Source organism: Cohnella massiliensis, from assembly GCF_900169535.1.
In the GTDB taxonomy this organism is placed as follows: domain Bacteria; phylum Bacillota; class Bacilli; order Paenibacillales; family Paenibacillaceae; genus Cohnella; species Cohnella algarum.
On sequence record NZ_LT821259.1, the window covers coordinates 2,510,528 to 2,529,048 of the forward strand.

The 18,521-nt window shown below is 55.4% G+C and carries 26 protein-coding genes and 1 pseudogene; 5 read left to right on the forward strand and 22 right to left on the reverse strand.

What is annotated here, in order from left to right:
• Positions 1-3 precede the first annotated feature (3 nt).
• From B7E11_RS29830 to B7E11_RS25510, 11 genes are all read right to left on the reverse strand, one after another.
• Positions 4-171 carry a hypothetical protein gene (locus tag B7E11_RS29830; protein ID WP_176220897.1) on the reverse strand — a complete coding sequence of 56 codons (168 nt, stop codon included), beginning with the start codon at positions 169-171 and terminating at the stop codon, positions 4-6.
• Positions 172-180: 9 nt separating this feature from the next.
• Positions 181-1,152, reverse strand: coding sequence for a hypothetical protein (locus B7E11_RS25475; protein ID WP_080840066.1), 972 nt, complete (start codon positions 1,150-1,152; stop codon positions 181-183).
• A gap of 221 nt (positions 1,153-1,373) precedes the next feature.
• Positions 1,374-1,922, reverse strand: coding sequence for a helix-turn-helix domain-containing protein (locus B7E11_RS25480; protein ID WP_176220898.1), 549 nt, complete (start codon positions 1,920-1,922; stop codon positions 1,374-1,376).
• Between the two features lie 31 nt (positions 1,923-1,953).
• Positions 1,954-2,259, reverse strand: a complete 306-nt coding sequence (locus B7E11_RS29835) for a hypothetical protein (RefSeq protein WP_176220899.1) — start codon at positions 2,257-2,259, stop codon at positions 1,954-1,956.
• 286 nt (positions 2,260-2,545) lie between these two features.
• The gene (locus B7E11_RS25485) at positions 2,546-2,758 is read right to left on the reverse strand and encodes a hypothetical protein (RefSeq protein ID WP_080840070.1); all 213 of its coding nucleotides are present in this window, start codon (positions 2,756-2,758) and stop codon (positions 2,546-2,548) included.
• A gap of 117 nt (positions 2,759-2,875) precedes the next feature.
• The gene (locus tag B7E11_RS25490) at positions 2,876-3,943 is read right to left on the reverse strand and encodes a DUF932 domain-containing protein (protein ID WP_080840072.1); all 1,068 of its coding nucleotides are present in this window, start codon (positions 3,941-3,943) and stop codon (positions 2,876-2,878) included.
• 154 nt (positions 3,944-4,097) lie between these two features.
• On the reverse strand, positions 4,098-4,466 hold the full coding sequence (locus B7E11_RS25495; protein ID WP_245809822.1) for a VVA0879 family protein: 369 nt from the start codon (positions 4,464-4,466) through the stop codon (positions 4,098-4,100).
• A gap of 223 nt (positions 4,467-4,689) precedes the next feature.
• Positions 4,690-4,857 carry a hypothetical protein gene (locus tag B7E11_RS29840; RefSeq protein ID WP_176220900.1) on the reverse strand — a complete coding sequence of 56 codons (168 nt, stop codon included), beginning with the start codon at positions 4,855-4,857 and terminating at the stop codon, positions 4,690-4,692.
• Positions 4,858-4,892: 35 nt separating this feature from the next.
• Entirely contained in the window at positions 4,893-5,132 is a 240-nt protein-coding gene (locus B7E11_RS25500) for a hypothetical protein (protein WP_080840076.1), read from the reverse strand.
• 68 nt (positions 5,133-5,200) lie between these two features.
• The gene (locus B7E11_RS25505; protein WP_080840078.1) at positions 5,201-5,611 is read right to left on the reverse strand and encodes a hypothetical protein; all 411 of its coding nucleotides are present in this window, start codon (positions 5,609-5,611) and stop codon (positions 5,201-5,203) included.
• Between the two features lie 20 nt (positions 5,612-5,631).
• A complete protein-coding gene (locus B7E11_RS25510; protein ID WP_245809823.1) occupies positions 5,632-5,880 on the reverse strand; it encodes a helix-turn-helix domain-containing protein in 249 nt (82 codons plus the stop codon).
• Positions 5,881-6,035: 155 nt separating this feature from the next.
• On the opposite strand from B7E11_RS25510, the gene B7E11_RS25515 reads away from it, so the two are divergent.
• The 5 genes and pseudogenes from B7E11_RS25515 (at position 6,036) to B7E11_RS30485 (ending at position 10,507) form a co-directional block, all read left to right on the forward strand.
• The gene (locus tag B7E11_RS25515) at positions 6,036-6,692 is read left to right on the forward strand and encodes a helix-turn-helix domain-containing protein (RefSeq protein WP_080840081.1); all 657 of its coding nucleotides are present in this window, start codon (positions 6,036-6,038) and stop codon (positions 6,690-6,692) included.
• A gap of 24 nt (positions 6,693-6,716) precedes the next feature.
• The gene (locus tag B7E11_RS25520; RefSeq protein ID WP_080840083.1) at positions 6,717-7,208 is read left to right on the forward strand and encodes a GYF domain-containing protein; all 492 of its coding nucleotides are present in this window, start codon (positions 6,717-6,719) and stop codon (positions 7,206-7,208) included.
• A gap of 16 nt (positions 7,209-7,224) precedes the next feature.
• A complete protein-coding gene (locus B7E11_RS25525) occupies positions 7,225-8,295 on the forward strand; it encodes a type I restriction endonuclease (RefSeq protein ID WP_080840085.1) in 1,071 nt (356 codons plus the stop codon).
• A gap of 83 nt (positions 8,296-8,378) precedes the next feature.
• Positions 8,379-9,506, forward strand: a pseudogene (locus tag B7E11_RS30480) (recombinase family protein); the annotation flags it as partial.
• A 464-nt stretch (positions 9,507-9,970) separates the two neighbouring features.
• On the forward strand, positions 9,971-10,507 hold the full coding sequence (locus B7E11_RS30485) for a magnesium chelatase subunit ChlI family protein (protein ID WP_245809870.1): 537 nt from the start codon (positions 9,971-9,973) through the stop codon (positions 10,505-10,507).
• A gap of 21 nt (positions 10,508-10,528) precedes the next feature.
• On the opposite strand, the gene B7E11_RS25540 is transcribed toward B7E11_RS30485, so the two are convergent.
• The 11 genes from B7E11_RS25540 to rpsP all read right to left on the reverse strand — a co-directional run bounded on the left by B7E11_RS25540 (position 10,529) and on the right by rpsP (position 18,490).
• The gene (locus tag B7E11_RS25540; RefSeq protein ID WP_080840088.1) at positions 10,529-10,936 is read right to left on the reverse strand and encodes a YraN family protein; all 408 of its coding nucleotides are present in this window, start codon (positions 10,934-10,936) and stop codon (positions 10,529-10,531) included.
• Between the two features lie 4 nt (positions 10,937-10,940).
• Positions 10,941-11,288, reverse strand: coding sequence for an EscU/YscU/HrcU family type III secretion system export apparatus switch protein (locus B7E11_RS25545; RefSeq protein ID WP_080840090.1), 348 nt, complete (start codon positions 11,286-11,288; stop codon positions 10,941-10,943).
• Positions 11,285-13,246: a hypothetical protein gene (locus tag B7E11_RS25550; RefSeq protein ID WP_080840092.1), complete on the reverse strand. Its 1,962-nt coding sequence runs from the start codon at positions 13,244-13,246 to the stop codon at positions 11,285-11,287. The genes B7E11_RS25545 and B7E11_RS25550 overlap by 4 nt, the downstream gene beginning before the upstream one ends.
• A 61-nt stretch (positions 13,247-13,307) precedes the next feature.
• Positions 13,308-13,976 (reverse strand): ribonuclease HII, encoded by a 669-nt coding sequence (locus B7E11_RS25555; protein WP_342744487.1) that lies wholly within the window; start codon positions 13,974-13,976, stop codon positions 13,308-13,310.
• Positions 13,977-14,313: 337 nt separating this feature from the next.
• A complete protein-coding gene (ylqF, locus tag B7E11_RS25560; protein ID WP_080840096.1) occupies positions 14,314-15,198 on the reverse strand; it encodes a ribosome biogenesis GTPase YlqF in 885 nt (294 codons plus the stop codon).
• A 4-nt stretch (positions 15,199-15,202) separates the two neighbouring features.
• Positions 15,203-15,952: a signal peptidase I gene (gene lepB / locus B7E11_RS25565; RefSeq protein ID WP_080840098.1), complete on the reverse strand. Its 750-nt coding sequence runs from the start codon at positions 15,950-15,952 to the stop codon at positions 15,203-15,205.
• 119 nt (positions 15,953-16,071) lie between these two features.
• Positions 16,072-16,413, reverse strand: coding sequence for a 50S ribosomal protein L19 (gene rplS, locus B7E11_RS25570; RefSeq protein WP_080840100.1), 342 nt, complete (start codon positions 16,411-16,413; stop codon positions 16,072-16,074).
• Positions 16,414-16,584: 171 nt separating this feature from the next.
• Positions 16,585-17,352, reverse strand: coding sequence for a tRNA (guanosine(37)-N1)-methyltransferase TrmD (trmD, locus tag B7E11_RS25575; RefSeq protein ID WP_080840102.1), 768 nt, complete (start codon positions 17,350-17,352; stop codon positions 16,585-16,587).
• A 1-nt stretch (position 17,353) separates the two neighbouring features.
• Positions 17,354-17,881, reverse strand: coding sequence for a ribosome maturation factor RimM (rimM, locus tag B7E11_RS25580; protein WP_080840104.1), 528 nt, complete (start codon positions 17,879-17,881; stop codon positions 17,354-17,356).
• A gap of 76 nt (positions 17,882-17,957) precedes the next feature.
• Complete coding sequence (locus B7E11_RS25585) at positions 17,958-18,191, reverse strand: KH domain-containing protein (protein ID WP_080840106.1); 234 nt, start codon at positions 18,189-18,191, stop codon at positions 17,958-17,960.
• Between the two features lie 26 nt (positions 18,192-18,217).
• Positions 18,218-18,490, reverse strand: a complete 273-nt coding sequence (rpsP, locus tag B7E11_RS25590) for a 30S ribosomal protein S16 (RefSeq protein WP_080840108.1) — start codon at positions 18,488-18,490, stop codon at positions 18,218-18,220.
• Positions 18,491-18,521 lie beyond the last annotated feature (31 nt).

The following is an 18,521-nucleotide window of genomic DNA, read 5'->3' on the forward strand; positions in this document are numbered from 1 at the left end:
TCCTTATTCCGATTGATATTTTGTCAAGTATTCAACTGCAACTTCTCCGGGGTAATCCTTTAAATCAACTACTTTCCTGCCATAAAGAGTGCGCTCATCGGAAGCGACGGTATAAATTGTTTTATCGTTTCCGATGATAAATACCACTTGATCACCTTTTTTCAGCCCCATGCCGTCCACCTAAAACAACCGTCCGCTCTGCTGTGCCCTTTCTGCTTCCTCGTTGACCATTTCCGCCGCGCGAGCCATTTCCTCGTCCATTTCCTGCGAAGCGAGTACATCCTCCTCGTCGACCTCGCCAGTGGAGTCCACGACTTGCGCCTTCTTGTTCCCGACAATGACCTCTTCACCAGCGTCAGCGGCGGCCGCGATATCCTCGAGCTCCTTCCGGCTGTGATCATGCTGCCAGCCGATGACCGTAATTAAACCCTGCCGTTGCTTGTCGGGTCCCTGCAAGCCTTTGATTTTGAGCGCCAGCGCCGGGTGGTGCTTCAGAGCGTTCCTCTCGCAGATCGTCTGGGCTTTCCGCTCCCCGAAGTTCTTGTTTGCCAGCCAAGTCGATACCGCCTTCAGAACCTCCTTGTGTTGCATGTTCGCCCAGATGCCAAGCTCACCCTCAATCGGCATGAAGATTCCGGTCTTTTGCTCTTCTTTGTCCAGTTGGCTCTTGAAGCACAGGCGGCCGGCCGTTTTATCGAATTGCACCTTCTTCTGCAAGTCCTGAAGGAAGTACGTGGTGTAGTTGTAAAACATCATGTTGCTGCTGATAGTCAAAGTCCCGGTCGGACTATAGCCAACCGCGATCTTTTTCACATAAACGCCTTTCTGCGTCCCGGATTCGGGATCGATAAGCGGGAAAGGATTCGGCACTGCCATGCTCCCTGCCTCGCCATCCTGAAGGGGAACCTTGATGGAGTCCGGCGTGATGATCGCAAGGCTTGCAATCTGGTTCGCGCGGTAGTAGCCATCCGCCGTGATCATCGCCTTTCCTTCAATGACCGCGATTTCCCCCTGATCTTCGCGTAGCGCAAGGTTCGCCTGAACCGCGTAAATCTTGCCGTTACCCGTCCGTTTGACAAATACGTCACCGTCGCCCAACTTGGCAATTTCCTTCTCGGGCTGCTTCGCCAATTGATTCTCTGCCACTGCCATTCGCCATCTTCCTCTCATGTTTTTGTTTATCCTCAATGGAATAATCCAGAAGGACCCTCAATGCCCGGACCATGCGTTCGTTGTCCGGTTCATAAACTGAATGAATCTCAAACCCCTTCGGTGTTCTCACCGCTTCCGAGCCTCCCCTCCCGACTCCCTCTTGTCCGCACCGTTCTCGGCATGGTACAATAGGTGTGTTTAAAACTTTTGCGATTTTTCGTTTAGAGCGTCGTGGCTGCGGCGCTCTTTCTCTTTCCCTTCACATAGCCCCGGCTTTCCAATTTTCGCCGATGCTCGCGGTATACATCCAGCAGGCTGAATTTGTATTCCTCGCAAATGATGCCTACGTAATGGTCAATCGCCACCCTCGCATCAAGCGCCTGCATAATGCTCCCGTAAATCTCCTGTCGTTCCGCTTCGGCCAAAGATATGGGGATATCGATGATGTTGGCTTCCTCGGCAGATTCGAGCGCCTCCTCGAGCTCCTCCTGCATTTTTGCCCACACGCTCGTCCTGTGAAGGTCGACCGATTCTCCGTCAAGCCAAGGCGAAGCGTAAACCCCTCCTGTGACCTCTGCCGCCGCTTCAATGTAAAGCCTGTGGTAATCGAGCGCCGTAACCATGCGCTTCAATGCGTCCGCGCTGGCCGGTCGCGTTCCCCTTTCGATGGCCGAAACCATTTTGTTGCTGATAAAACCGATCTGCCCAACCTCGTCCTGCGTCATGTCACGTTTATCTCGGGCTTCTCGGATTGCCTCCCCGACTGCCAAGCATGCCTTCCTCCTTTTCGATAAGGTGAAATTAATCCAAGAATCCCCAGTGATACCGAATCTCCTGCGCTCCGATCGCTTCGAGTTTCTCGTAGACTTCGTCTTTGCAATATTCCCAAGAATAGGAGCCTTGCCAGCACCCGATGGGCGGCATGAAATAATGCTGACCACCATACTTGAATTCAAATCCCGCGCCAATTACGCATGAACCTTTGTCGCCATAAGCATCCGCCTTCTCTTTCCACCAAAGCTGGATGTCGATTACCTCCTGCGGTGCGTTCGACTTTCTCGGATTAACCATGACAACGCCCAGCTTCTCCCTCTCCGTTCGGTTCAACTGATCACCACCTTTCCGGTATGTATGAGTCATAATAGATTGATGTGATACAATTTGGATAAGGGTGCCGTCTTCGCTGGATCCAATGAGGTGAAGAAAACTTGAAGCTGATTTGTAAATCTTGCGGCAACGAGTTCGAGCAGGAACCCGTGCCGCAAACATTCGCCGGAACCGTTGTCGCGTCTGAATCAACCCGCATGATTTCATCTGTAAGTCCAATCTGTCCGTCGTGTTCTGAAAAATCCAAATCCAGCGAAGAGTGAGGGCTCGGCGGCACCCTCCCCCTTTAGTTGAACGCCTGTTCGATTTTTTTCACGAGTTCCTCCGCTTTGTGCATGTTGTCCACGATGCTGTTGTGTGTTGCAACCAACTGCGCCAGCGTTTCCTCGTAGCGGTTCAGCAGTTCAGCCGTGATAGGCGTACCTTCCTGAACGACTTTGCCATCCTGACCGGTGACCTGATCCCGGATTTCCCGCTTCTCGAAGACGATTTTCTCCACCTCGATCACCTCCTTCCTATGCGATCAAATGACCGATTTATTAAAGATCAATGCGGTTTCCCGCGACCGTCCCGCCGCTTGGGCGGGAGGTTTCGTCCGGTTACCAGCCGGAACTCATCAGGCGGGAGCGTTCAACTCTTCCCATTCGTGCCGGGAAACATTCAAGATGTTCCATCCCAGGGCTTCCATCTCGGTGGACCTGTCGTAGCTCTCCACGTCTTGCGCCGCCCTTGTTACGGCACTGCTAAGTCCAAACAACGTGAGGTCTCCACCTTTAATCAGGTGTTGCAGGACGTTGTCAGCTTCGTTTTGGTTCAGGTTCCACTTGGCTGCGGACAACTCTACGACATCCTGAACACGTCCAGTGATTTCAGCCTCGGTCGCTTCCCTCATTCTGTCGACGACGAGTTTAAACTTCGTTTCGTCAACAGCGGCGCGAACCGTATCCTGCACCTTCATCATGAAAGCCTTGTCATCAGCCGCAAGCGTCTCATCACGGTACAGTTCAAGATCCTCTGCCTGGTTGGCTCGTCCAACGTGATAACGACGCTGACCAAGGTCGTTCACCACCATGCCGTTACTGCAGACGAGTCGGTAAACGAGCGGCTGTACGCTCACTGCACCATGTCCGACCTCGCTATTGCTGATCAATATCCCGGCCTGGACTGTGTCTCCGGGCTTGACGTCTGCCTGAAGTCGAGGGTTAACCACCTTGAGATACATACGGTTCTCGGTCAACTCGCAACTTTCAACTCGCGCCCCGGACATTTCCCCGATGATTGGCAGCACTGCCATCGCGATTTCATAGTTGTCTATGCGACGATAGCGGTCGCTTAAGAACGCTCGCGCTGTTCCGTCCAGCGTCCGAACCATCCGGCGGGTCGGTTGCCGTTGGAGCCAGACGTTGACGTTTGCGGCGAGTAAATCGGGATATTCTGCCCGCATCCGATCGTAGTACTTAGCAGGTATGCCGAGATGCGTCCCGACCTGTCGATGCGCGATGTCGTTAAGCGAAAACCGGTCGATGTTCGTGTGCTCCCCAGTCGCCCGAATGATGTCGAGGTTCGGAGTTCCGTCCTCGATTGCCATGCGGAGGTTGCTCGTTTCCAGTACAAAATCCCGTTTTTCATTGTTCTGCCGTTCAAGTTCGGCAGCCAATTCTTGCAATGTTTTTCCAGCTTTCATTTCTCCTTCTCCTCTCATTGATTGGGGTATCGGCCAGCTTTATCGAGCCAGCGTATAATAGTTCTGCGTTCCAGCGAATGCGATATTTATGACCTTCCAACCTTCGCTAAGCAGGAAATTGACTTCTTTCTCATTGGTGGTCTTGCGCAACTCCTTAACCTCGCTCATGTCCATCAACAACGGCAGCCACCTCCTCGGCTTCGGCGAAATCGAACACTTCCACTTCCCGACCATCATCCGTGATGACGATGCGGCCGTTCCCCAGCGTACCGAGAAGCCCGTAAGCCGCCCAATCGCATCCGATTCCCTGAACGTGCCGCCCGATGCATTGCTGGTATGAAGCGCTCGCGGCATCGTCCGGTTTCATTCCTGCCTTCTCAACGAAGTCCATCGGGGTTTGAATATTCCCGCAGCGCGAGCACTTGAATGCCCATTTACCCGTCTTGTTGCCGAACCGTTCCGCCGCTTCCTTGCGCCATTCCGGCAGTGTTTGCTTAATCATTGATAACTGCTCCTTTTCCAACCCTCCATGTTGTGTTACAATGGAGGCATCATATTTGAGGTTTAACGAATCAGTCGCCCAGCCCGGCGGCTGTTTTCTTTTTTCTTCCGAACAATTGATTCATGCAGATTTTTCGCACTCTGGCAGACTTCGTGATTGTGGCGAGTTGCAGTAAGTTGATTCGTGTAATGCGCCTCATGCTGGATTCCTTTTCTTGGATGAGCACTGTGGTCACCTCCCTTCGTTATCCCGCCAACCAGGCATCCCATGTTCCCGTGTCAACCCTGCGAACAAATTCCTTGAAACTCAGGCCATATCGACTTTCGACGTCAAAATATTTGTAGTACCTTTCCAACTTCTCCAAGCGCTCAATTTCCGGCTCGACGGTTGTTGATTGCTTTTCCTTTTCCACGGTTAGCCTCCTTTTGTCCAGCTTACAGACCTGAACTAATGCAAGAACGGAGGTACAAAAAGACCGCGTTCTTCGTTCACTTCTCGAACATGATCCTCCCAAAGTTTCGTCTCCATGCGCTCTTCTTCCGGGATGAAACGAAGATTCAGGAACGCCCCGCATTTGCAACGCGCATGCCCGTGTTCGTGCATCCCCAATTCGTGAAGGATCGACTTCGCAGCTTTGAATTCCGTGCCGCATACACAGCACGTCGCCGGGTAAAATTTTTCGTCCAAGTTTTCACCTCCGCCCCCAGTAGATTTCCTGACCGTTCCGCTGTCGGCTTTGTAGACCCGACCGACTTCTAGTCGCCAAGTTCCTCGGTTACCATAGGTATAGCAGGGTGACCGCAAGCCAATCCTACAGATATCAAATAACGAATGCCTGCGGCGAGCGTCGTAGCGTCGACCTGATTCTCAAGCCCGACATAGTCCATCACGTTGTAGGCGTCGCAATCCGCCGGAACCAGCCCGCAGCGGTTGTAATTCGGAACGGAAACCAAATACCCGGAAGCGGTATCGGTCAGATACAGATGAAGGCTCGTGCCGCGCCCGCACACTTCGAAATACTCGCCTGCTCGCGCCCGAATCTTGACCGGCCAGTTGCTGCCGATATTGCCGGATGGAATGGTCGCCAGATCAACCACTTGGCTGGCCTTGCGCATTTTAGCGAGAGCTTCAGCACGAAAAGCATCTTTCTGTTCTTGGGTTAGCAAAGGATTTCACCTCCTTTCATTTAAGATAAGGTCGGGCTTTCCTGATTGCTTTTGCAACCACTATCGATAAAAAAAATGGTGTCGAAATCAACATCGAGGGCGTCTGTTATCTTTTTCGCAATTTGAGGCCCAGGATTCCGCGTTCCGTTAACGATTTGAGTTGCATAAGGCTCAGAGATGCCGATTTCTCTGCCGAGGCTTCTTTGTGTGAATCCCTTGATGAGAAGCAGTTTCTTAAGTTCGCCGACATCTTTGACTAGGATTTTCAAGGTTAATCTCACCTCCCAGAAATCGTGGTTGCTATTGTATTTATTCATTTGTTACCACCATATTAATTGTTCTTGTGTGCAATTGCAACCACTTTTTTATTGATTTGATTACTTTCTTTTAATTTTCATCTATAATTTGAATTGGGTGGTTGCAAATGAAAGCAGAAGAATTTGGCAAGTATTTAAGGAAACTTCGAAATGAAAAGAAAATGACGGTTCGACAATTGGACCTCTATTCTGGCGTGTCTCATTCTTATTTGTCGCAAATTGAGAATGGAAAAAGGGGCGTTCCATCCCCTGAAATTCTAAAAAAACTTCATAAACCGCTTGGGGTATCTTTCGAAGATTTAATGAGAGCGGCTGGCCATATTGATGTTGAACTCCCGCAGACGATCATGGAGAGCGCCACACCTTATGAACCGTCACGAATGTTGCGCGTTCCCGTGCTTGGCACAATCCGTGCTGGGCAACCCATTGATCGATTAGAATCGATTGAGGGATACGAACTCGTGGAACCAGAACTATTAAGAGGACGGTCAGGATTTGTGCTGCGCGTGCAAGGTGATTCCATGATTGGGGATCGTATATATGAAGGCGACCGCGTCGTTGTGGTTACCCAACAAGTAGTCAACAGCACAGATATCGCCGTTGTGGCCGTCAACGGATGTGAAGCCACACTGAAGCGCGTAAAGTATCAAGATGGAATGGCGATCCTCAGTTCGTCGAATCCAGCGATGGAGACTATGGTCTACCCTGCTAAAGATGTTTTTGTGCTGGGTAAGGTGATCGAGGTTCGGCATAGTTTAGAATGATATCAGTTTGGGAGGTGACAACCAATGTTTATGGTCACGGTGTTGCTAGGCATTCTGATCATTGTTGTTTTATTTAAGGATGGAATAAAAAAACTAATTACAAATGGAATTTTACTTTTCGTCGCATTTGCATTATGGAATACGGCATGGTGGGGAATGATCATTGCAGTTTTGATTTATATTGGAATTATTTATGAGATTTTAGAACCCATTTTCAAGTCGATTGGTTCAACGATTAAATGGTTTAGGAACCGTTCAAATGCAAGCAAGCCAGAAATTGATGCGCAACCGGATCAGGCGGTTTATGGACAAACTGCGGCGGCATCACCCTCGATTAATGAATACATAGATGTATGGTATTACTCGCTTAACGGAAAAACATCAGAGCCGCTTACAGAACCGCAACTTCTAAACCTTCTGCGCAAAGGCCACCTTCCGCACGACACACCGATCCGCCACCATATGGTGAATGACTGGACTCCTGCGAACCGATTGTGGGCTGTTAGATTGAAGTAATCTCGAGGTGAAAAAGATGGATAATTTTTCGGATAAAATTAAATCCCTCTCTAAGAGAGTGTCAACACTGAAAGATCGAATCTTGACTGAGGAAGCAACAAAAACATCAATTATTATGCCTTTCTTTCAACTGCTTAATTACGACGTATTTAATCCAGAAGAATTCGTTCCAGAGTTTGTAGCCGATGTAGGTATAAAGAAAGGTGAGAAGGTAGACTTTGCAATCTTGCAAAATGGTGAACCTGTAATATTGATAGAAGCAAAGTCTATCCAAGAAAAGCTAACCAAACACGATTCTCAGTTGTTCAGGTATTTTGGAACGACCCGTGCCAAGTTTGCTATTTTAACGAATGGTATACATTACCGCTTCTACACAGATTTAGAGAAAGAAAATGTGATGGATACTGCTCCATTCTTTGAGTTTAACCTACTAGAAATTAAAGATAGCCAAATATCAGAATTAATCAAATTTCGCAAGGATGACTTTGATGTTGAGAACATTCTAACTACCGCATCAGAACTGAAATATACAAACGAAATAAAAAATTTCTTAATTCAACAATTCGACAATCCATCTGATGCCCTTGTTTCTTTGGTTATTTCCGATATCTACCCAGGAAAGAAAACAAAGCAGGTCATCGAAAAATTTGGAGATTTGGTCAAAAAATCATTTAAGCAAATGCTTAGCGAAATGCTAAATGATAAATTCAAAGCGGCCATCGAAACGACGAATGCATCAGCCGAGATTTCCAGTGCCAAAGAGGTTGAGCAAAAAAATCTCCCACAGGAAGAAGCAAACGTACAAATCGTGACGACAGAGGAAGAAATAGAGGGATACGCAGCAGTCAAAATCCTCTTAAGTGAAACAGTCGATCCAAGCCGCGTCTTTTACAGAGATAATATGAGCTACTTCAACATCCTCATCGACGACAATATCCGTAAATGGATTTGCAGGCTTGGGTTCAACACAGGTAATAAATACATCCAATTTAACGATGAAGAACGAACGACATTTAATATTTCAGGACCAACGGACATTATTTCTCATAAAGAAAAAATAATTGAAACTGCTCTTAAATTCATTTGAACCATGATATCACTTGCCGATGCCCTGATGGGCTTTTCTTTTTAACACATCATCGAACATATATTCTGATTGGAGTGAAACAAATGCTAGGACAAACCAATGGCTTCTATGCCATAAAGGAAGTGAGAATCTATTGCAGGGTCTCGTCGGAGGATCAGCAGGAACGAGAAACCATCGAGAATCAGGTCGACTTCGCATCGAAATACTGCGACCTTCATAAGTTCGATATTGGTGACTGGTACAAGGATGACGGAGTTTCCGGCAAAATACCGCTTGAGGAACGTCCAGATGGCAAGCGGCTTGTTGAAGATGCACAGGCAGGAAAGGTTAAGCTCGTGCTCATCTACAATATTAAGCGTCTGGGGCGCACAGCACGCGATATCCTGAATTCGGTCTACAAGCTGGAGCAGTACGGCGTAAAAATCCGCAGCATGACGGAACCGTTCGATACCGGTGACCCCCATGGCCGGTTTATCCTGACTGTGCTCGCTGGCGTTGCGGAGCTCGACCGGGAAACCACGCTCGAAACGATGTGGCATGGGGCGAATCGCGCTGCGCGTAAAGGAAAGTGGCTCGGCGGTATCGTCCCTTATGGGTACTTCGTCAACGAGGATCGGTTTCTCGAGATTAACGAGGAACCGCTGCCGGGCAAGCCGGACATGACTGAAGCCAGCGTGATACGCCTGATGTATAACCTCGTCGCTCACCAAAAGTATTCAACGATTCAGGTCGCCGACTACTTCAATGCCCTGACGATCCCGCCATCCTACACCAAGGATGGTCGCAAGGTGAAAAAGGGCAAACGGAAAGAAGCGACTGCCGGTGTTTGGACGCCGGGGCGCATCGGAAACATGATCAAGAACACCACCTACAAGGGCATTCATACTTACGGAAAGCGAACAAAGAAAGATCGGGAATTGATTGAGCGAAAAGTTCCGGCCATTGTCGATGAGGAAACATGGGATATGGCACAGCAGACCCTGCGTGAAAATCAACTGGAATGCATGAAGAACGCCAAACGCTTTTACCTATTGCGCGGATTGATTAAATGCGGCGTGTGCGGGCTGACGTACCATGGTACCGCCTATCCCGGAGCCAACAGAAGGGCGAAGGCTTACTACGTATGTGGCGGGAAAACATCTTATAGAGGGTCGCTGCTGGGGAAATGTACCTCGAAGAATGTGCCTGCCGAATGGATCGAGGAATCCGTCTGGAAGGAATGCGTGGATTTCATCAACAACCCAGGCGATGCCCTGCAGGAACTTGCGGCAGGCATGGAGGAACGTAAATCGCACAAAGAATCGCTGACAGCAGAAAGAGCGATGGTAGCCAAGTCACTGCTGGACAAAGACTCGGACAAGCAGGGCATCCTCGATCTGTTCCGAAAGAAAATCATCGGCGCCGCTGACGTGGAACGGCAACTGCAGGAGATCATGAAGGAAAAGCAGGCATTGGAGCAGCGGATCAAGGACTTGGATGAAGCGATCGAGGCAGAGGACGGACTCGTGCAGCAGTTTGATACGGCGGAATCCCTGCTGGCAGACCTGAAGCAAAAAATCGAAGGCGACCCACCGTTTGAGGTTAGAAGGGAAATCGTTCGGGCGCTTGTGCGAGAGGTCATCGTTAATACGATCACGCCAGACGATGACGGAACGGGTCGCGGCCGGCCGCAGGCATCCGTCACTGCTCGCTATTCCTTCTCAAAGGTCAAGGTTGTTCCACGAACGCTTGTCCGTGCGGCTACTTCGGGTCCGACGGGGATCGCGCCTGCACCTGTTCGGGCGCGGCCGTCGCCCGTTACCGCTCCCGCTTGTCGGGGCCGCTGGCCGACCGCATCGACCTCCAGGTGGAAATGCCGCGACAGACGGCCCGGGAGCCCGCGTCCGCCGAGGGCTGGACATCGGCCATGGCGCGAGCCCGCGCGGAGGAAGCGATCGAACGGCAAAAAGCCCGCTACCGGGGCGGCGCGATCCGCTGGAACAGCGAGCTTTACGGGCGAAAGCTGGCCGAGCACGCCAGGCTTTCGCCGGCTGCCGAGAAGCTGCTCGGCAGCGTGTACGAGCGGCTTGGTCTCAGCTTCCGGGCCCACGACCGCATTCTCAAAGTGGCGCGCACGATCGCGGACCTGGACGGCCGCGACGCCATCGAGGCCGAGCACGTCGCCGAAGCGGTTCAATACCGCTGCCTGGACAAGCCCGCCGTCCCCGATTGAGGCGAGCGTTCGCCGTCCTTCTCAAAACGCTCCGGCAATGTGCCGCAGCTCGCCGACGCCTCCGTCGCCCGCGAACGTGACGGCTACGACATCGAAGCGAATCGGCTTGGAACCCGCGCGGGACATCGACAAGTAAACGCCCGCAACGGCGCGAACCCGGGCGCATTTGCGGGCGTTTACCGCCTCGACGGCGGTCCCGAAGCGGGATGATTCGCGTCTGGAACGCACCTCCACGAAGACGAGCCTCTCCCCGTCCTTCGCGATCAGATCGATCTCCCCCGTCCGGCAGCGCCAATTCCGTTCCAGGATGACGAATCCTTGGTCGGCCAGATAGGCGGCGGCCGCCTCTTCCGCTTCCCTTCCCGCCTGTTTTCGGCGATCGGCGCGTTTCCCGGCGCGGGGACGCCCGTTCGTCGACCCGTCGTTCATCCTTCTACCTCCCCCTCCGGTCCGCGATCCCTTCGCCCGCGGACTTGAGTCCGGCTTTCCGGTCCGTGCGATAGACGAAGCTGAGCACCTCGGCCACGAGCCGATACAGCTCCGGCGGAATTTCCTGCTCGAGATCGAGCTTGGAAAGCACTTCGACAAGCGAGGCATCCTCCTGAACCGGCACCCCGCCTTCTTTGGCCCGGCGCAAAATTTCCTCGGCCATGGCGCCTTGCCCTTTGGCGACGACGATCGGCGCTTGCGCCCGCTCCGGGCTGTATTTCAGGGCTACGGCTTTTTTGGTGAGCGTTCGCTGCTCCGGCTCTTTGCGGGGATAGCTGTTCTGGGCGCTCATGCGCGAAAATCGACCCCCTTGTAGAGCTTGGACGCATAAGGCTCCTGCAGGGTCTTGTCGGCCGAGCCATCCCGGCGGACAACGTCCGGCTTGGACGGCTCCCCCTCTTCCGCGATCGGCTTCGGAAACGGCGCCGCCTTAAGCGACAGCAGCTGATAGCCCGCCGAGCGCAGGCCTTCGGCCGCTTCTTCCTTGGCCGTTTCCACCAGCTCCGCCACCCAGGGCCGGTCGTTGAGCAGCCTGAGCGAGACGACCTTGTCCACGACGGCCACATCGACGAGCGTATCCCCCAGGTGCGACATCTTCAAATCAAATAAAAGCCGGCAATTATCCGAATCCCACTCGCCTTTTCGGCCGCGGCGCGTTTGGACGTGAATCGTCGCCGTCGTCTCTCCGTCCGCGTTTTTGAGCGGGACGAAAAACGTCATGTGGCTGAGCAGCGTCGCGTTTTGGCGTTCCGGAGAGAGCAGCAGCTGCTGGCCGGCGATTTGCTGCGCCAGATTGCCCGCGGCTTCGCGAAGCGCCTGGGGAACGTCTTCCTGGCTTGCCAGCGCCAGCAGCGCGCCCTTCAGCGTCTCTCCGGCTTTGGCCGCGTCCTGGGCCGGAGACGGATCGCCGCCGCCCGGCGCCGGCCAGCCGTTGGCCGCTTCGGCCGTCATCAGCGCCTGACGCTCGTGACCGACGCCCAGCCACTGCAAAAAGCGGCCGATCCACGGCTCCGCGCGATCCGCGCTTTCGGCGGCCGGGCGCTGCGCGGCCGTTTCGAAGCCGGCGTCGCGTCCCGTCTGCCCGACTGCCGCCCTCTGCGCTTCGTCCGTTCGCGCCGTTTCCTGCGATGCGGCCGGCGCCGCGTTCCCCTGATTGGGCGCCGCCACGGGAGCAGGAGGGCGTTGCGCCTGGTCGGAGACCGCTCGCCGCGGCGATCCGTCGGCTCGTTCGTCCGGGCCGGCCTGACGGGCGGCGTCCGTTTCGGCAGTTTCCGCGCCGCCCATCGCCGCCGCCAATGGCGTCCGGCCGGCGGCCGTTTCCCCGGCGGGGCGCGGAACCGCCCCCGACGGCGCTGCGGGCTGCTGCGGCAAAGGACCGCTCCCTGCAGCCCGCCCGGCGCGCTCCGCGCCGTTCTCCGCCTGCGGGAGCGCCGCGAAAGCTGCGTTCGGACCGGCGGCATCGGCCCGTTCCGGCTTCGCCCCGGCCGGATTCGGGCCCCCGCTTGCTCCGCCGTCGGCGCGTCGGCCGGCCGGCGCCTCGCTCGCGTCCCCCGTCCAAGGGGCCGCGCCTTCGTCCAGCAGCGCCGCTCCTTGCGCCAGCAAGCGCTGCAGCTGGCCGATCGTCTCGGCGGCCGGGCTGCCGGGCTTGACCGAGGCGGCGAATTCTCCGGCCAGCGTTCGCATTTCCGCCAGCTGCGCGTGCATCGGCTGGCCGAACAGCGCTTGCCGCAGCGAGGCGATCGTCGTTTCCGACGGCTCGAGGCCGCGACGGAACGCCACGCCCGCGGCGTTCATCCATTCCTGCGCGCCGACGTTTGCGGGCTTGGCTTCGGCTGCCTGGCGAAACCATCGGGCGGCGTCCCGGTCGAGCGCGAACCCGTCCCGCTTCAATCCGCGCACGAGCTCGTTCGCCCAATCGTGCTCCGGCAGGCCGAACGATTTGAGCGCGTTTCGCACCGTCTCGTCCGGAACGGATTCGGACGTCTCGGCAAGCGGCTTCAGCACGATAAGACCGTTTTGCGAATCCGGCATCACCTGCAGCAGCGTCCCTTTTCCGACGGGCATTTCGGCATCGAGCGTGGCCCTTACCTTGACCCCGTTGACGTTGATGACGGCTTCGCGTTCGTCCAGCATTTGCAGCAGGACGCCCCTGACGATTTGCCCGATTTTCAGCTCGAGCGCGCGGACGCTTTCCGTCGGCTGCGTCTCACCCATCATCGCCCGAAGCATCGATCCGATATTGGCGTTCATGCGCGTCCCCTCCTTCCCCCGAAAATCCTTACCCTATGTATCGGCAAAGTCCGTCGCAAATTCAAGTAAACAGCTCCTGCTGAACCGACAAAATCCCGCCCAAAAACGATTTCCGGTGCAGCGGCGTCGACCCGAGCGCCAGCAGCGCCTCCCGGTGCTCCTTCGTCGCATAGCCCTTGTGCCCGGCTATGCCGTAGCCCGGATACAATGCGTCCCACACTTCCTTGCAGAGCCGGTCCCGGGTCACTTTGGCCAATATCGAAGCGGCCCCGATCGATTGGCTTCTCGCGTCGCCTTTGACGATCGCCGTTTGCGGGATGTCGAGACTCACCGTCTCGGCATCGACGAGCAAATGCTGCGGCGCCTGGCCTAAGCCCTCGACCGCCATCTTCATCGCAAGGCGGGACGCTTGCCGGATGTTGATCCGGTCGATCGTCTCCGCGTCGACCCGGGCGACCGACCACGCCGCCGCTTCGGCCACGATCCGGTCGTACAGAAGCTCTCGTTTTTTCTCGCTTAATTTTTTGGAATCGTCGATTTCTTCCAGCTTCGTTCCCGGCCGAAAAACGACCGCCGCCGCGACGACGTCGCCGAACAGGCAGCCTCTCCCGACCTCGTCCACGCCGGCAACGGCGACCAGACCGCTTTCCCACAGCTTTCGTTCGAATTCCAGCCGATCCGGCTCTTCCCGTGCATGATCCTGCGGCAACTTCTTACCCGCCTTCCCCAAGCGATTGCTCTTTTCTTTCTTGTATTGTCCGTCATCGCGCCGCCGACGGCAAGCTTTTTTAGATTAAAAAAACGCCTGGATGGCGAAATCCGGATTCTCCTCTGCGGATACCCGGGATTTCCCCATCCGAACCGCCTCTTCGCGGCGTCTCGCCGTCGCGTTGGATTTCTTCCATGTTTTTTGCGCAATTCATCTTTGCTCCATGCTTCCTTGCTCGCGACCTCTCGGCCGCGAGGAATCCTGCAATTGCGCAGGCTTTTTCCGAATTGGAAATCGGATGAACATCCGACGGTGGGAATCGCCGGCAAATAAAAAGGCCGGCTGCCCACAGCCGGCTTCAAGAACTTGCGGACGGCTCGTTCCCCGGAGCCTCCAGTGTAATGCGCCCGAGCTTGCCGGACCGCAAATCCCGCAAAAGCACGCCGGACGCCTTTTCGTAATCGATGCGCCCTCCGCCCCCCAGGCAGCCGCGCCGCCGGCCGATTTCCTCCAGCACTTCGGAGGCGGCGGCCATGTCGGGCAGCTCTTCGGGCAAATCCGCGAGACCGTACCGTTCCTTCAGCGCATCCCGGTACGACGCCGCCAGCCATTGCAGCAAAAAGCAGGCCACTTCCTCGATCGGCAGCACTTCCTCCTTGATCGCGCCCGTAGCCGCGAGGCGGAACCCGACCCCCGGATCCTCGAATTTCGGCCACAAAATGCCCGGCGTGTCGAGCAATTCGAGATCTCCGCCGGTCCGAATCCATTGCTGTCCTTTCGTCACGCCGGGCCGGTCGCCGGTCACCGCCGCATTTCGCCCCGCCAGCCGGTTGATGAGCGTCGATTTGCCTACGTTGGGAATTCCGACGATAAGCGCGCGAGCGGGCCTCGGACGCATCCCCTTGGCGATCTGCCGCTCGATTTTCTCTTTCAGCAGCACCTTGACCCGCGCCGGAATTTCCTTCACCCCGGTTCCGGTATTGGCGTCTATCGCCAGCACTTCAAGCCCCATAGAGCGAAAATGATCGTTCCAGGCCTTGTTCGCCTCGGCATCCGCGAGATCGGCTTTGTTCAGGAGCACAAGCCTCGGCTTGCTCCCGACGATTTCGTCGATCATCGGATTGCGGCTGGATTCCGGCACGCGCGCGTCAAGCAGTTCGAATACGACGTCGATCAGCTTCAGCTTTTCTTCGATTTGCCGTTTGGCCCGGGTCATATGCCCGGGAAACCATTGAATTGTCATGTCGTCACCAGCCGCGTCCGATGTACTGAATTTTGTTAAGCGGCCAGAAAATCAGCTCGGCCCGGCCGACGACCTCGTCCTGCGAGACGAATCCGATCATCCGGCTGTCCTTGCTGTCCGGACGGTTGTCCCCGAGCACGAACAATTCGCCTTCGGGAACGGTCGTTTCCTGGAATTGCGAATTCGGATAATCGCTGCTGAAGCTTCTTTCGTTGTACAACGCGCCCGCCGCATGAGCTTCTTCGTAAGTTTCCTGAAGATACGGCTCTTCGATCGCTTCCCCGTTCACGTACACCGTATCGCCGTCCACCTGGACGGTATCCCCCGGCGTGGCGATTACCCGCTTGATATAATCCCGGCCTTCTTCGGGAACGTGAAACACGATCACTTCGCCCGCTTTCGGCTCGCGGATGTCGTACAGCACCTTGTTGACGATAATCCGTTCTCCGTCCCAGAAATTCGGTTCCATCGAGGAACCGTCGACGATGAACGGCGAAACGAGCAGCCAGCGGATAATCAAAACAAGCACGGCCGCGATCGCCAGCGCCTTGATCCATTCCACGAGCTCGTTGTTTTTGCGCGGCGCGGCCGTCTTGCCCGGCACGGTCGGGTTGCCGTCGGCCGCGGCCCCGGGTACGCCGTGCAAACGGCCGGCTTCGGGAGTTTCGTATGTAGAGGACGCCCCCGTCGTTTCCGGACGGTCGCCCGCTTTTGGTTTGGATTGTTCATTGTTCAAGTCACGCGACTGATCCATGTCGATTTCGCCTCTTTTCCTGAGTCCGTCTTTCTATGGTCAGGCCCGGCGGGCCGTTTTTTTGCGAAAAAGCAAAAAGGAGGACTTGAACAAAAGCCAAGCCCCCCTTTTGATTAGCCTTATCGAATTTCCTTGATGCGAGCTGCTTTGCCGCGCAGGCCGCGCAGGTAGTACAGCTTCGCGCGACGGACTTTGCCGCGACGCGCCACTTCGATTTTGTCGATGCGGGGCGAGTGCAGCGGGAAAGCGCGCTCGACGCCGACGCCATACGAAATTTTACGCACGGTAAACGTTTCGCTGATGCCGCCGCCGCGGCGTTTGATGACAACGCCTTCGAACAGCTGAACCCGTTCGCGGGAACCTTCGACTACTTTGACGTACACTTTGAGCGTGTCGCCCGGACGAAAGCTCGGAATGTCCTTACGCAATTGTTCTTGCGTGATCGCTTGAATAAGATTCATGGATACCACTCCTTCCACCATAGACGTTCGTACCCGCTCCACGAATCCTTACGATCGCTTCACGGCGTGCAGAGGACCGTCCGATTATCGCCGGCGCCGGATTCGAAAAAACCAGGCGTCCGACTTACACAACAGTTGAAATTTTACCACATGCGCCCGCCAAACTCAACCTTATCTTTCAAGATCCGGCCGATTTTTTGCCTGCTCCAGCCAATCCCGTTCTTTGTCCGACAGTTCCGCCCGTTCCAGCAGCTCGGGGCGCCGTTTGGCGGTGCGCAGCAGCGACTGCCGCCGCCGCCATCTGTCGATTTCCGCATGATTGCCCGACAGCAGCACGTCCGGCACCTTCCATCCCCGAAATTCGGGCGGACGCGTGTAATGCGGATATTCGAGCAAACCGTCGCTGAACGAGTCGTGAAGGGCCGATCGGTCGTTCCCGAGAACGCCGGGGAGCAGCCGGACGACCGCATCGATGACGACCATCGCCGGCAGCTCGCCGCCGGTCAGCACGTAATCCCCGATGGACAGCTCGTCCGTAATGAGAAACTCCCGGATCCGTTCGTCATAGCCCTCGTAGTGGCCGCAAATAAAAACGAGATGCTCCTCTTGGGCGAGCTCCCGCGCTTTCGCCTGCGATAACGGTTCTCCCTGGGGACACATCAGAATGACGCGGGGAGGCTTCGCTTCGGGGCTCGCGGCTTGCCGCGCGGACTCGACGACGGCTTCCACCGCCGCGAAGATCGGATCCGGCTTGAGCACCATCCCTCCTCCGCCGCCATAGGGCGTATCGTCCACCGTATTGTGCTTGTTCGTCGCGAAATCGCGAAAATTGACCGTGGCCAAGCTGACCTTGCCCCGATCGCGCGCCTTCCCCAAAATGCTGCTGCCGAACACCCCTTCGAACATTTCCGGAAACAGGGTCAAAACGTCGATTCGCATGTTAGAGCAGCCCTTCCATCAAACGCACCTTCACGAGCCGGCCGGGCACGTCGACCTCCAGAATGACGTCGTCGATGACCGGGAGCAACAGGTCGCCGCCTTTCGGGCGTTTGACGACCCATACGTCGTTCGCGCCCGGCGACAGCACGTCGGAAATGAACCCGAGCTTCTCTCCGTCTTCCGTCACGGCCTCCGCGCCGATAATGTCCCGCAAGTAGTACTCGCCTTCTTCCAGCTCGACCCGGTCTTCGTTAGAAACCTTCAGTTCCCAGCCTTTGTACTTCTCGACGAGGTTGATGTGGTCGTAGCCTCTGAGCTTGAGGACGAACAGGTTTTTTTGCTCGCGGGCGCTCTGCACTTCCACTTCGATCGACTCGCCGGCTGCCGCCTCCGGCGGACAGAGCAGCAAGCGGCTTCCGTTACGGAAGCGCACGTCCGGAAAATCCGTTTGCGGCCACACTTTAAGCTCGCCGCGGATGCCGTGAGTGTTGACGATTTTGCCGACATTGAGCAAACGCTCTTCCGTCACGGAAACAGCTCCCTTCTTTTCTTTAAGATGAGTCTAAAAAGGTCCGGGCATGCAGCCCGGACCCCGCTTCTTCCCTTTATTCCGATATAATGTCCACGATGACACGCTTCCGCTCCTTGACCGCGGCGGAAGTGACGACGGTGCGCATCGCTTTCGCGATGCGGCCCTGCTTCCCGATCACTTTGCCGACGTCGTCGGGGTGAACGGAAAGCTCGTACACCAAGCCTCGCGCGTCCTCCTTGACCTGAATCTGCACGTCTTCCGGATGATCCACCAAAGCTCGGGCGATAACCCGAATTAATTGTTCCATGGTTTATGCCCTCCGGGAATCCGACATTACTTCTGGAGCTTGGATTCGTGGAATTTTTTCAGAACGCCGGCGTTGCTCAGAAGATTGCGAACGGTATCGGAAGCTTGCGCTCCGCTTTGCAGCCATTTCAGCGCTTTTTCCTCGTCGATCTTCACTTCGGCCGGTTGAGCGACCGGGTTGTAGATCCCGATCTCTTCGATGAAGCGGCCGTCGCGCGGGGAACGGGAGTCGGATACGACTACGCGGTAGAACGGAGCCTTGTGGGCGCCGATGCGTTTCAGACGAATGCGAGTTGCCATAGTAAACTTTCACCTCCTTAATATAATCCGC